At 41.9% G+C, this 13,353-nt stretch carries 16 protein-coding genes; 10 read left to right on the forward strand and 6 right to left on the reverse strand.

What is annotated here, in order from left to right; genetic code table 11:
- Window positions 1-110 precede the first annotated feature (110 nt).
- A complete protein-coding gene (gene sbmA / locus F903_RS05900; protein ID WP_004669385.1) occupies window positions 111-1,304 on the forward strand; it encodes a peptide antibiotic transporter SbmA in 1,194 nt (397 codons plus the stop codon).
- Window positions 1,305-1,397: 93 nt separating this feature from the next.
- Here the strand turns inward: sbmA and F903_RS05905 are convergent, their stop codons facing one another.
- Complete coding sequence (locus F903_RS05905; protein WP_005195438.1) at window positions 1,398-1,913, reverse strand: chromate transporter; 516 nt, start codon at window positions 1,911-1,913, stop codon at window positions 1,398-1,400.
- Window positions 1,910-2,482, reverse strand: coding sequence for a chromate transporter (locus F903_RS05910; protein ID WP_005195439.1), 573 nt, complete (start codon window positions 2,480-2,482; stop codon window positions 1,910-1,912). Before F903_RS05910 ends, F903_RS05905 begins: the two co-directional genes overlap by 4 nt.
- A 100-nt stretch (window positions 2,483-2,582) precedes the next feature.
- Here F903_RS05910 and F903_RS05915 point away from each other — a divergent pair, with 100 nt between their 5' ends.
- The 5 genes from F903_RS05915 to F903_RS05935 all read left to right on the forward strand — a co-directional run bounded on the left by F903_RS05915 (window position 2,583) and on the right by F903_RS05935 (window position 5,979).
- A complete protein-coding gene (locus F903_RS05915) occupies window positions 2,583-3,491 on the forward strand; it encodes a LysR family transcriptional regulator (RefSeq protein ID WP_005195440.1) in 909 nt (302 codons plus the stop codon).
- 68 nt (window positions 3,492-3,559) lie between these two features.
- A complete protein-coding gene (locus tag F903_RS05920) occupies window positions 3,560-4,630 on the forward strand; it encodes a DUF1176 domain-containing protein (RefSeq protein ID WP_005195441.1) in 1,071 nt (356 codons plus the stop codon).
- Between the two features lie 81 nt (window positions 4,631-4,711).
- Window positions 4,712-5,233, forward strand: a complete 522-nt coding sequence (locus tag F903_RS05925) for a hypothetical protein (protein ID WP_005195442.1) — start codon at window positions 4,712-4,714, stop codon at window positions 5,231-5,233.
- Window positions 5,234-5,323: 90 nt separating this feature from the next.
- A complete protein-coding gene (locus F903_RS05930) occupies window positions 5,324-5,575 on the forward strand; it encodes a DUF6364 family protein (protein WP_005195443.1) in 252 nt (83 codons plus the stop codon).
- Window positions 5,572-5,979: a PIN domain-containing protein gene (locus F903_RS05935; RefSeq protein WP_005195446.1), complete on the forward strand. Its 408-nt coding sequence runs from the start codon at window positions 5,572-5,574 to the stop codon at window positions 5,977-5,979. Before F903_RS05930 ends, F903_RS05935 begins: the two co-directional genes overlap by 4 nt.
- Before the next feature lie 31 nt (window positions 5,980-6,010).
- On the opposite strand, the gene F903_RS05940 is transcribed toward F903_RS05935, so the two are convergent.
- From F903_RS05940 to gatC, 4 genes are all read right to left on the reverse strand, one after another.
- The gene (locus F903_RS05940; protein WP_005195448.1) at window positions 6,011-6,820 is read right to left on the reverse strand and encodes an NYN domain-containing protein; all 810 of its coding nucleotides are present in this window, start codon (window positions 6,818-6,820) and stop codon (window positions 6,011-6,013) included.
- Window positions 6,821-6,895: 75 nt separating this feature from the next.
- Window positions 6,896-8,380, reverse strand: a complete 1,485-nt coding sequence (gene gatB, locus F903_RS05945) for an Asp-tRNA(Asn)/Glu-tRNA(Gln) amidotransferase subunit GatB (protein WP_005195450.1) — start codon at window positions 8,378-8,380, stop codon at window positions 6,896-6,898.
- Window positions 8,380-9,858, reverse strand: a complete 1,479-nt coding sequence (gatA, locus tag F903_RS05950) for an Asp-tRNA(Asn)/Glu-tRNA(Gln) amidotransferase subunit GatA (protein WP_005195452.1) — start codon at window positions 9,856-9,858, stop codon at window positions 8,380-8,382. The genes gatB and gatA overlap by 1 nt, the downstream gene beginning before the upstream one ends.
- A gap of 53 nt (window positions 9,859-9,911) precedes the next feature.
- Entirely contained in the window at window positions 9,912-10,229 is a 318-nt protein-coding gene (gene gatC, locus F903_RS05955; protein ID WP_004669364.1) for an Asp-tRNA(Asn)/Glu-tRNA(Gln) amidotransferase subunit GatC, read from the reverse strand.
- A 133-nt stretch (window positions 10,230-10,362) separates the two neighbouring features.
- On the opposite strand from gatC, the gene F903_RS05960 reads away from it, so the two are divergent.
- Genes F903_RS05960 through F903_RS05975 form a run of 4 tightly spaced genes read left to right on the forward strand, consistent with a single transcriptional unit; the run spans window position 10,363 to window position 13,319 of the window.
- A complete protein-coding gene (locus F903_RS05960) occupies window positions 10,363-11,409 on the forward strand; it encodes a rod shape-determining protein (RefSeq protein WP_005195454.1) in 1,047 nt (348 codons plus the stop codon).
- A 17-nt stretch (window positions 11,410-11,426) separates the two neighbouring features.
- Entirely contained in the window at window positions 11,427-12,284 is an 858-nt protein-coding gene (gene mreC / locus F903_RS05965) for a rod shape-determining protein MreC (RefSeq protein WP_004669359.1), read from the forward strand.
- Window positions 12,271-12,765, forward strand: a complete 495-nt coding sequence (gene mreD / locus F903_RS05970) for a rod shape-determining protein MreD (protein ID WP_004669357.1) — start codon at window positions 12,271-12,273, stop codon at window positions 12,763-12,765. The genes mreC and mreD overlap by 14 nt, the downstream gene beginning before the upstream one ends.
- Window positions 12,753-13,319, forward strand: coding sequence for a Maf-like protein (locus tag F903_RS05975; protein ID WP_005195456.1), 567 nt, complete (start codon window positions 12,753-12,755; stop codon window positions 13,317-13,319). The genes mreD and F903_RS05975 overlap by 13 nt, the downstream gene beginning before the upstream one ends.
- The last annotated feature ends 34 nt before the right edge of the window (window positions 13,320-13,353 follow it).

Here is a 13,353-nt window from a genome sequence, read left to right on the forward strand (position 1 = left end):
TGAAAAAACAGGTAAATAACTACATTAGCAATCCATCAGACTAATTTAAGTTTGAGGTTATAGCATACAACCATCCGTCTATTGCAGTACCACAAGGATCGTTCAGTAAGATGTTTAAATCTTTTTTCCCAAATCCACGTTATTTTTTTGCTTCATTGTTATTGTGGGTCATCATTAACATGTTGTTATGGTATTCAGGTGGAAAAGAATGGGGGACATATCTTGGCTTTTCAGAGGGATACCATGAGACAGCTTTACCCATTGATGTGAGCCGTTTTTGGTCTCCAACATTTCTATGGTTCTACCTTTGGTTTTTTGCGGCAACAGCATTATTTGCGATTTTTTGGCGATTTTTCTCCGACAATAAATGGCAGCGTTGGTCAGTTTGGGGTTCAGCATTTATTCTGTTTAATATCTGGTTTGGGGTACAAGTCAGTGTCGTGATTAATGCGTGGTATAACCCATTTTATAATCTCATCCAAACCATGCTATCTAGTGGCGGTGGCGATGTACAAGATCTCTATTCAGGTGTCATGACCTTCCTATACATAGCGATGGTCTACGTGACTTTTGCTGTGTTTAACTTGTTCTTTGTGAGCCATTATGTTTTTCGTTGGCGTACAGCCATGAATGATTTTTATACATCACATTGGGAGCGATTAAGACATATTGAGGGAGCTTCACAGCGTATTCAAGAGGATACGATGCGTTTTGCGAAGACGACGGAAACACTTGGGGTTAACCTCGTCGAAGCACTTTTAACCTTGATTGCTTTTTTGCCCATCTTGGTACAATTATCGGTACATGTAAAAGAATTACCTATAGTAGGTGAAATCCCACACGCCCTTATGATTGCTGCAATTGGTTGGGCAGTGTTGGGTACAGTTGTATTGATGGTTGTTGGTTATAAGTTGCCGGGATTGGAGTTTAATAATCAAAAAGTAGAAGCGGCCTTCCGTAAAGAATTAGTTTATGGCGAAGATCAGCATGATAGGGCACAACCACAAACACTTAAGCAGCTTTTTTCCCAAGTACGCCAAAATTATTTTCGTTTATATTTTCATTATGCCTACTTTAATTTAGTTCGTATTTGGTATTTGCAGTTAGATAATATTTATGGGCTTTTTATTTTATTCCCATCGATTGCTGCGGGTGCTATTACCTTAGGATTGATGATGCAAATCTTAAATGTCTTTAATCAGGTACGTAGTTCATTTCAATATCTGATTAGTTCATGGCCAACGATTATTGAGTTAATGTCGATTCATAAACGTTTAAGAGCATTTGAAAAAACGCTGGGCTAAATCAGACCTTACACAAAATAGAGCTGTATCTTGAAAGCTAGAGAATCTAACTTTTGGGATACAGTTCAAATCGCGGTAGTGGATAAGATCTTATTATAAAAAACAGATGCCTAACCCAGCCCCAAAAGTCATGACCCATAATGGATGTATTCTCTTAAATAAGCCCAGTATTGCGGTCAAAATTACAATTAAAACCAGCAAAACGTTTTGAGCAGAAGCATCGGCGATCAGCCACGCACTGACCAAAACCAAGCCGACTGTGATGGGTTTAAGTGCTTTTTCAAAACGTGCACGTAAAGGGTGATGTTTGAATCGTTGCCAAAACTTGAGCGCATAAATGGTAATAATAGATGATGGTCCAAACTTAGCGATGGATGTCACAATGAGTCCCGCTGGCCCTGCAACATGCCACCCGACTAATGGAACGACCATCATATTAGGTCCGGGAGCCGCCTGCGCCATCGCAAACAATGAACTAAACTGTTCGGCAGTCATCCATTGGTGAACGGTAACAACTTGATGCTGCATTTCAGGCAAGATCGCATTGCCTCCACCAAAAGCAACCAGCGACAGTTGTGTGAATACCATTGCAAGGGTGAGTAATATCATGATTTTTTCACTCCCAATACCAACATATTTATCGCCAGTAAAATAACCAAGATCAGCAGCAACGGCAGCTTGAGCCACAACATAAAGATAAAGGTCAGTAAAATCGTGAGAATGGTTAAACGTTTTTTAAAAATAGGTTTCAACATTTTTATGCCCGTTGCAAAAAGTAAGCCTGCTGCGGCAGCGGCTAAACCTTGGATCAGATGCTTAACGCTAGATAAATGTTGAAAATGCACGTAGGTCTGATAGATCAGTAAAACAATGATGGTTGGGGCAGAGATCAAGCCAAGTACGGAACTGACTGCACCTTTAATACCTTGAAACTCCATGCCGATCGCCACGGCCATATTGATAATATTGCCACCGGGTAGCACCTGACAAATCCCCAGCAGATCTGTGAATTTAGCCTCATCTAACCATTTTTGTTCTTCTACGATGACGCGATATGCCAATGGCAGAACCCCACCAAAGCCGATCAATCCCAACTTCATAAATCCAATAAACAGCGCCTTGCTATCTGGCGTTGTAGATGATGATTCATTCGCGATTGAAAGGGCTTGAGCCTTCATTGGGACGGTTTTCTGATTGACTTTACTGGTAATAGGATGGTGGAATAGTAGTATATTTACAAATGCTTTATTTTTCCTTATCTATACTTTTAAGGTATGTATGATCGACATCCATAAACTCAAAGCCTTTATTGCAGTTGTTGAGGAAAGCAATATTTCCAAGGCAGCCGTTCGCTTGCATATACAACAACCGCCATTGACGCGTCTGATTAAAAGTATAGAGAAAGATTTAGATACTGTGTTGTTAAAACGATTGCCGCGTGGTGTAGAAGTGACAGAGGCAGGCAAGGCCTTATACCAAGAGGCGCTGACGATTTTGGATCATGCGGAGTCCATTCCCCGAAGAGTGCGTAATATTGCGCAAGGGAAGGAAGGTCAGATTAATATTGGATTTACCCACTCTATTGGTTTACACCCTTTTTTACCTGCTTTGTTGCGCCAATATCGAGAGCAATTTTCTGCTGTTGCCATTCACTTAGAAGAGGACAGTAGTAGTGCTTTGGTGGATGCCGTGATCAATGAAAAATTAGATATTGCCTTCCTGCGAAAACCAGCACCGATACATGCCGATTTGCACAGTTTGTATGTCTTAGATGAACCTTTAATGGTGGCTTTGCCGAGCAATCATCCTTTGGTCGAGCAGCAGGGCGCAATTCATTTACCTGACTTAGAAGCTTATGAGTTCGTGTTATATCGCCGTCTAGGCGGACAAGACTTATTTGATAATATTTTGGCAAATTGCTATCAGGCAGGATTTAGTCCAAATATTGTCCAAGAGACGCCACGTTTAACCTCAAGTCTTAATTTGATTGCGGCAGGGATTGGACTCTCGATCGTACCAGCCTCTATTCAAGAGTTTTGGAGTAAGCAAATCGTCTATCGAGCACTCGAAGCAGAAAAGCCCTGTATTGCACCAGTTTATGCAATTTACCGAACGAAAGAAAAGAGCGTGCGAGTTAATCATTTTCTGAGGTTATTAAACGCGAGTAGGCTCAGTGCATCTGCTTAGATTGTGATTAGAAAAAGCGTTAAACTGCTGTTGAGATGAATAATAAATAAACCAAATAGAGAAAAGCCATGAAAAATTTGCTGTCAGGTTGTTGTTTAGTTGCGATGAGTTCTGTTGCTGTTGCCCAAGAGATAAAAGGAATTGCTTTTTTTCATCAAAATTGGGAAATGTATTGCAGCAATACAGGTACTTGTCGTGCGGCTGGCTATCAAGCAGATGCGGCTACTGATAACCCTGCTTCATTACTTTTGACACGCCAAGCAGGTGCGAAGCAAGCGGTGACAGCCAAGTTTGCTTTAGCGCTATATGATGAACAAAGCATTCCAGCCAATAAACTGAAAAATATTCGATTATATCTCAATGGAAAAGACTTGGGACAGGTGACGGTAGATGGCAATGAATCTCCCTTAATGGGAAAACTATCTGCCTCGCAAGTCACGGCTTTATTGCAACAGGCGCAACAAAAATCAGAAATTGTATTTAAAAATGCGTCTTTCCAATGGCAAATCTCGGACGCTGGTATGACGGCGACTTTATTGAAAATGGATGATTTTCAGAAGCGTGTTGGAACAGTAGGTGCACTGGTGAAGAAGGGTAAGGTCAATGAATCCAAAGTCTTAAAGGCTCAGCCTAAGCGAGTGATCAAGCGGGTCAATACCGCAACTGAGCCTTACTTGACCTTACAACCGAGTAACAAGCAGTACCCATCTATTTATCAGCGTTTAATGGCAGCACAACCGACTCCAAAAGAGGAGGGTTTCTGTGAAGGGACTTATGATTATGCTCGTGATGGTGCACAATCTCAGCCGATCCAACTTTATAAGTTAAGTAATCATAAAGTGTTAGCGATGAGCTTATGCTGGCGTGCTGCTTATAACGAAGGTTATGGTGCGTGGGTGTTGGATGAGTCATTAAAGGGTAAAGCGACTTTTGTGACTGAACATGCTTCTGATTTTGGTGCTGGCGTGATTGGTAGTGCGCAAAAAGGTCGAGGAATTGGTGATTGTTGGTCAAGTTCGGAATGGGTTTGGGATGGTCAAAAGTTTGTTCAAAGTAGAGACATGTGGACGGGAATGTGTAAAGGTTTAGCTGCTGGTGGTGTGTGGGAATTAGATTTGATCGAAGTGGTTGTGAAATGATACCTGTGGTTACACAGTCTCACAGATGATTGTATTGGCTCTATGGTACAAAGAGACAGATTGCATTTTGGAACTGCGCTTATGTCTCGTGTTTATATTTCTCCTCGTCGTAAATTTTCTCATTTGAGTCGTTCTGTATTGATGGCTGCGGCTGTGTTAGGCACAACTCAAGTGGCAATGGCAGGACCTACAGTTGATCAACTCAGTGATTGTTTAGTTAAAGCGACCACGGCCGCCGATAAAACCACGGTATTGCAATGGACCTATAGTGCTTTAGCGGCACATCCTGATTTAAAAACGTTTAGTAACGTCACGCCTGAGCAGAAAACTCAACTTGATCAGAAATTGGCGCAGGTTTTACAGCGTGTGATCGTGGAGCAGTGTTCGACACAGACCAAAGCGGTGATTCAGGCAGAGGGGATTCAAGCAGTTGGTGAGGCTTTTCAGCAGTTAGGCCAGAGTGCGGGTGAAGATATTGTGAAAGATCCTGCGGTGAGACAGCAGTTGCAAGGTACCTTGCGTTATATCGATTTAAATAAATTAGTCACGACTTTTTTAACACCTGATATTTGGAATAAGTTGGGGGTAGTGAGAGGGGAGTAATTAATTCACTTTTCTTCATCCGCGAAAATGATTTGCTAAAAAACAACCAATACGTATAATTGGATAAGTAATACGTATTGGAGCAGACTTATGCAAGCAAAATTGACATTATCCATTGATAAAAATGTGATTGAACGAGCAAAGCACTATGCACAGCAACATCAGCAAAGTGTTTCGAGTTTGGTCGAAGCCTATTTAGATCGTATTTCAGCTCAAGCAAATAAAGAGAATGAACTTAGAACCCCGATTACAGAGCATTTGACAGGAATGTTCGCAGCACAGGACAATGGGCAGGATTATAAAGAATTACTTGCAGATGCACGTCTGGAAAAGCATCTATGAGTGAGCGTATTTTTATTGATTCTGATGTGATTTTAGATGTTGCTTTAGCACGACAGCCTTTTGTTGAAGCAAGCCAACTGGTTTTAGCTTTGTGTGAAAAGGGAGTTTTTACGGGCTGTATTTCATCCAACAGCGTTGCCAATATTTATTATATTTTGCGTAAGTTAGGTGGTGATGAGAAAGCTCGTCTATTTATCCGACAACTTTTAAAGTTTTTAGCCATTATTCCTGTGGATCATGTGGGTATTACTAAAGCTTTAGATTCTAAATTTAGCGATTTTGAAGATGCGATTCAGCATTTTGCCGCACTCAGTTTTGGTTGTACGATGATAGTTACTCGCAATATTCAAGATTATAAATTTGCTGAGTTGAAAGTGGTTTTGCCGAGTTTTTTTGTAGATTAAAGGCTTCAATTTAACCTAAGCCTTTTAGAATTTAGCTTTTTAATTTTATATATAAATGTTTATGTCCATTCTCTAACGTACGTTCCTCGTAATCAAAAACTTTGGGATAATTTTTTACTAAGTCACCAAGTTTCTTGAAACCATAAGTTCTAGGATCAAAATCTGTTTGTAATAGTTTCCATTGAGAACCTAATGACGCAACAGTAATCCAATCTATATCTTGGTTATCAAAAATTTGTTTTATAGTCGATAATGGTAATTCATGATTAGAAGTAGATGCTATAACGGGCACATTCTCTATTTTTACAGCTTCTTTACTGTTAGTTTTAGCAGTTGTTTGTTGTTTATTTTGCGGAGGGATTACTTCATTTTCCTCATCATCTCTTAAATTCTCAACATAAGTAAAGTGGGAGCAGGCATTTTTAAAGGCATCAGGAGTCTGCATTTTACCAAAACCATAAACTGTTGCCCCTTGTTCTTTGATACGAATGGCCAAGGCAGTAAAATCGCTATCACTGGAAACTAATGCAAAACCGTCAAAACGATCAGTGTAGAGCAAATCCATTGTATCAATAATCATAAAACCGTCAGTAGCATTTTTTCCTGTGGTATAAGCAAATTGTTGCATTGGTTTGATTGCTAAGTCATTAATGGCTTGTTTCCAACTACCATTTTGACTAACAAAGTTCCCATAAATACGTCTTACAGTCGTTTCCCCATATTTAGTCAGTTCATCTAAAATATTTTTAATGTCTTTTGCAGAAGCATTGTCGGCGTCAATTAACACAGCAAGTTTAGATGTTTTTTCCTCACTCACATTGAATATTGTTTTTAAAGCCATTTTAGTTTTTCCAGAAATAAAACCCCGTATCAATACGAGGTTTTATATCATGAAATAAATTAACTAGCCAATAAATCAACCAATCAATTTCTTCATTAATTCATTCACTTGAGCAGGGTTCGCTTTACCCTTAGACGCTTTCATTACTTGACCGACAAGACCGTTAAAGGCTTTTTCTTTACCAGACTTGTATTCTTCAACCATTTTTTCATTGACTGCAAGCACTTCTTTGATGATCGCTTCAATGGCACCCGTATCGGTTTCTTGCTTCAAGCCTTTCTCAGCAATAATGTCATCCGCAGATTTTCCTTCTGCTTCCCACATAAAGCCAAATACTTGCTTCGCAATCTTACCGCTGATGGTGTTATCTACAATACGTGCCACCATACCGCCGAGTTGCTCCGCAGAAACAGGAGAATCTACCAATTCTAGGCCCGCTTTGTTTAAAGCACCTGAGAATTCACCCATCACCCAGTTAGCCGCAATCTTACCTTGCTTCGCGCCGCCAGCAGCCACCACAACAGCTTCATAGAAGTCTGCTATTTCGCGTGATAGCGTTAAGACATGTGCATCGTATTCAGTTACGCCAAAGTCAGCAATGAAACGCGCACGACGTGCTTTAGGCAACTCAGGTAGCGCAGCACGAGCCGCTTCGATCTGCTCATCAGCAATGATCACAGGCAATAAGTCTGGATCAGGGAAGTAGCGATAGTCGTTCGCTTCTTCTTTCGAACGCATCGAACGCGTTTCCATTTTCACTGGATCGAACAAGCGGGTTTCTTGGTCGATCTTTCCGCCGTATTCCAAAATTTCCATTTGGCGTTCAATTTCAACATTGATCGCTTGCTCAATGAAACGGAATGAGTTGAGGTTTTTCAACTCACAGCGTGTACCAAATGGCTGATCTGGACGACGTAAAGACACGTTACAGTCACAACGGAATGAACCTTCGGCCATGTTACCATCAGAAATACCCAACCAACGCACTAAAGTGTGAATCGATTTGATATAAGCAACTGCTTCTTCAACCGAACGCATATCAGGTTCAGATACGATCTCAAGTAGCGGAGTACCTGCACGGTTTAAATCAATACCTGACATGCCTTCAAACTGGTCATGGATTGACTTACCTGCATCTTCCTCAAGATGCGCGCGAGTAACGCCTATGCGCTTGATCGTGCCATCTTCAAGTTGGATATCAATATGACCCAAGCCGACGATTGGATTGTCCATTTGGCTGATCTGATAGCCTTTTGGAGAGTCAGGGTAGAAATAGTTCTTACGTGCAAATACAGATGCTTGGTCGATATAAGCATCAATCCCTAAACCAAAGCGAATCGCAAGATCAACCACTTCGGCATTCAATACAGGCAATACACCCGGCATTGCCAAATCAACGAGGCTAGCTTGTGTATTTGGGTCTTGACCAAATTCAGTCGATGAACCTGAGAAGATTTTTGATTTAGTTGCAAGCTGCGTGTGAATCTCGATCCCGATAACAACTTCCCAACCGTCAATCAGATTTGATTTTGGTTTAGCTAACTTTTGAGCTTCAGTCATTATGCAGTCTCCTCAGCAACGCTAGCGCGCTTGGTATGCCAGTCTGTGTTTTGTTGATATTGATGCACAATCGAAAGCAATTGTGATTCTGACCAGTAGTTACCAATCAACTGTAAGCCGACAGGCAAGCTTTCTTGATCAAAACCAACAGGAGCGTTAATAGCTGGAAGACCTGCCAAGTTCACCGCGAGGGTATAAATATCGCCTAAATACATTTCAGTTGGGCTGAGGTTCGCACCGATCTTATACGCTGTGGTTGGCGCAGATGGCGCAGCGATTACATCGACATTTTCAAATGCTTTTAAGAAATCTTGTTGGATCAGACGACGTACTTTTTGTGCTTTGACATAGTATGCATCGTAATAACCAGCAGAAAGGGCATAAGTACCAATCAAGATACGACGTTGTACTTCTGCACCAAAACCTTCCGAACGTGAACGCTTGTACAAGTCCATCAAGTCCACAGGGTTTTCACAGCGGTAGCCATAACGTACGCCATCAAAACGTGAAAGGTTAGATGAAGCTTCAGCAGGTGCGATCAAGTAGTAGGTTGGAACATAGGCTTCAGTCATGTTGAGATCAATCTCAACTAAGCTTGCGCCCATTTCCTCAAGTTTTTTCAATGATTCTTCGACACGGGCTTTGACCTCAGCATCTAAACCAGAGACGTTGAAGTATTGCGTTGGAATACCAATACGTAAGCCTTTGACCGATGTAGCGTTCAAGTTTGCAACGTAGTCATCAACTTCTTTATTGATAGAGGTTGAGTCTTTGGCATCATGGCCTGCGATTACATTCATCAAGTAAGCACAGTCTTCGGCAGTACGTGCCATTGGGCCGCCCTGATCCAGTGATGAGGCATAGGCGATCATACCGAAGCGAGAAACACGACCATACGTGGGTTTTAAGCCTGTTAAACCGCAGAATGAGGCAGGTTGACGGATTGAACCGCCAGTATCCGTACCTGTAGCAATCGGTGCGAGATCAGCCGCTACAGCAGCAGCAGAACCACCTGATGAACCACCCGGTACATGATCAAGTGCCCAAGGGTTGCCTGTTGCACCAAAGTAAGAGCTTTCCGAGGTTGAACCCATGGCGAATTCATCCATATTCACCTTACCTAAGGTCACAAGACCCGCAGCTTTGGCTTTGGCCACCACAGTTGCATCATAAGGGGAGATGAAGTTATCCAGCATTTTTGAACCAGCAGTGGTTTTAATGCCTTTGGTACAAAAAATATCTTTATGCGCCAGTGGAATACCTGCAAGTACAGATGCATTGCCAGCTTTTAGTGCAGCATCAGCGGCATCCGCTTCAGCCAAAGCTTGTTCTGCTGTAACCGTCACATAACTCTTTACTTTTGTGTCAATTTTGGCGATACGTTTTAAATAATGTTCAGTCAATTCACGTGATGAAAATTGGGCTTGTTGTAAGCCTTCAGAGAGTTCACGAATTGTTAAGCGATGTAAATCTGTCATATGAAAAATTTCTTTACATTCTAAATATAAAATATTGACTAATCGAATAAAAATTATTCAATTACACGAGGGACTAGGTACAAACCTGCTTCTGTCGCAGGAGCGACCGCTTGGTATTCATCACGGTGATTAGTTTCACTCACAACGTCAGTACGTAAGGGTTGTGGGTGATCAAATGGGCTTTTTAAAGGTTCAACATCATCGGTGTTAATGCCTTTTAACGTTTCCATCATACCTAAGATTTTATTCAAACTTTGAGCATATTCAGCAGATTGCGTGTCATTTAGGGATAAGCGAGCCAAATTTGCGATTTGCGATACAGTTTGCGCATTTAGATCCGCTGTCTGTGACGCATCAGATGATGTAGACATAACTTTACCTAATTCAGTATCAAAAAAATTCAAAATATAGTGCGTTATAATAAGCGATTGACTTGTTCAAATCATCACATTTAGTTAAAGTTGCCACCTTGTATTCACACAAAGTTTAATTGAGAACGCCCCCGTGATTCTAAAAAGACTACTTGGCTTGTTTTCGCCGGATTTAGCCATAGATTTAGGTACTGCAAATACACTTATTTATGCACCAGGCCGTGGCATTATATTAAATGAACCGACAGTTGTGGCGATTCGTCACAGTGGTTCACAAAAAATAGTTGCTGCTGTTGGTCTTGATGCTAAACAAATGTTAGGCCGTACCCCAGCGAATATTTCAGCCATTCGTCCCATGAAAGATGGTGTGATTGCTGATTTTGAAGTTACTGAAACGATGCTGCATCAGTTTATCAGTAAAGTACATGAAAAACGCTTGTTCCCCAATCATCCAAAAGTTGTGGTCTGCGTACCATGCAAATCAACTTTGGTGGAACGTCGCGCGATTCGTGAAGCCGTATTTAATGCAGGTGCGCGTGAAGTTCGTCTGATCGAAGAGCCAATGGCTGCTGCGATTGGCGCAGGCATGCCAGTTGAGCAAGCATGTGGTTCGATGGTGGTTGATGTTGGTGGTGGTACCACTGAAATTGCCATTATTTCATTACAAGGTTGTGTCTACGCAGATTCTCTACGTATCGGTGGTGATGTCTTTGATGAGCAAATCATCAATTATGTGCGTAAAGCGCATGGTTGTGTGATTGGTGAAACCACGGCTGAAGTCATTAAGAAAGAAGTCGGTATGGCGATTGCAGATTCAGATGGCAAAACGCTTGAGATTGAAGTGCGTGGTCGTAACTTGGCTGAAGGTGTTCCTCGTGCCATTACCGTGACTTCTGATGAAATTACCCAAGCGATTACTGATCCATTACAAAGTATTGTTAGTGCGGTGAAATCAGCACTTGAACAAACACCGCCTGAACTTTCTTCGGATATTGCTGAGCGTGGGATCGTACTGACTGGTGGTGGTGCATTACTCCGTAATCTGGATAAATTGATCGCACAAGAAACAGGCTTACCTGTCGTTGTGGCAGAAGAACCGCTGACCTGTGTTACGCGTGGTGCAGGTAAAGTATTAGAGTTCTTTGACAATCCAAACCATGACATGCTGTTTGTTGGTTAATTCATAAGGAATAGGCGGTGCAACCGAATCTTTTTTCAAGAAAACCGCCCTCTTTTCGTTCGTTTGTTATTGCGGTCATCACATGTTTGGTGGTGCTTTTCTTTGATTGGCGCATGCCGCATGTGGTTCAACCTGCCAGAGAAGTATTGTACGCTGCGTATAATCCAATTTATGCGCTGGCAAGTTATCCAGTACTGTCGCGTGAATGGCTGAATCAACAAACCAAGTCTGAAGCTCAGTTGCGCCGTGAAAATACCGCGATGCAAGCTGAGTTATTGCAAGCACAGGTTCGCTTGCAAAAACTTTCAGAACTTTCTGCTGAAAATAATCGATTGCGTGGTCTACTTGATACCCCATTGATTATTGATGGGCGTATGCAAATCGCCGAAGTGATCGGTACGGATGCAGATCCACTACGTCATATTATTATTATCAATCGTGGTGCGCTCGATCAACTTAAAATCGGTCAGACCGTTTTAGATGACAAAGGGATCATGGGACAGATTATCGATGTCTATCCGCATAGTGCCCGAATCATGTTGCTTTCAGATAAAGAACATTCCTTATCGGTACGTTTAGAGCGTACGGGAATGCGAGCGATTGTGTCTGGTACTGGCGATTTGGGACAGCTAAAAATGCAATATGTGCCAACCAGTGCAAATATTAAAGTGGGCGACAAAGTTTTTAGTTCTGGTTTAGGTGAACATTTTCCAGCAGGTTATTTAGTTGGAACAGTCTCTAAGGTCAGCCGTCATAACTCGGGTGAGTTTGCTGAAATTGATGTCATGCCGACTGCACAGTTGGCCAGTGGTCATCATGTCGTGGTTCTGTTCTCAGAATCTTTGGCAAAGGAGCAGCCTTATGCCGATCGCTAAATTAAATTACGCCAGAACCAATAAAGACCCACTTTGGATGATTATTCTCTCCATTGTGATTGGGTCGGTACTGATGGTCTATCCATTGGCTTATGATACATCTGGATGGCGACCGTCGGTAATGTTGATGATCACGCTATTTTGGATTCTTTATCAGCCCGTTTGGTGTGGTATTTGGTTCGCATTTGCGATGGGGATCTTTGTCGATTTATTGTTAGACGCACCGCTTGGCTTAAATGCACTGAGCTTTGTTCTGATTTGTTTTTCGACACGCTATTTTATCCGTGAACGTCGAATTTTGACTTTTGGTAATTCATGGGTGATTGCGATTATTGCCATTACTGCACATATTACCTTTTTGTGGGTGGCTCAGACGATTGCAGGTACACATTTCTCGATCGCTCGGCATTGGCAACCGCTTATTACGGGTATACTTGCATGGCCTGTCATTTATTATTGTTTACATAAATGGCGAATATAATTCTAGCATCCAGCTCACCTCGTCGACAGGAGTTGTTACAGCAACTCGGTTTGGACTTTCAGGTTTTTAGTCCAGAGGTTGATGAAACGGTGTTAGCGGGTGAAACCGTCGAGCACTATGTGGAACGTTTGGCGAGAGAAAAAGCCAAAGTTGTTTTAACGCGTTATCCTGAAGCAATCGTGATTGCAGCAGATACCAGTTTGAGTTTTGCTGGAAAAATTATAGGTAAACCCGAGTCAAAGCAGCACGCCTTTGAAATCTGGTCGACGCTTTCAGGACACTGGCATGACGTGTTTTCTGGACTATGCGTCGCTCAATCCTCTAAGATGCTCAGTACAGTTGTAAAAACTCAGGTAGAGTTACAAGTGTTGAGCCATGCAGAAATGGAAAAATATTGGGCAACGGGTGAGCCAGTAGGAAAAGCAGGGGCGTATGCGATACAAGGAATTGCTGCACAATATATTCCTCAGATTCGTGGCAGTTATAGCAATGTTGTTGGTTTGCCTTTGCATGAAACAGCACAGTTATTAGAAAGCATAAAGGCATTTCGCTGATACTTTCGGATATAAGAATTTTTATAAAGTTTTG

Source organism: Acinetobacter sp. NIPH 298, assembly GCF_000369505.1.
GTDB lineage: Bacteria > Pseudomonadota > Gammaproteobacteria > Pseudomonadales > Moraxellaceae > Acinetobacter.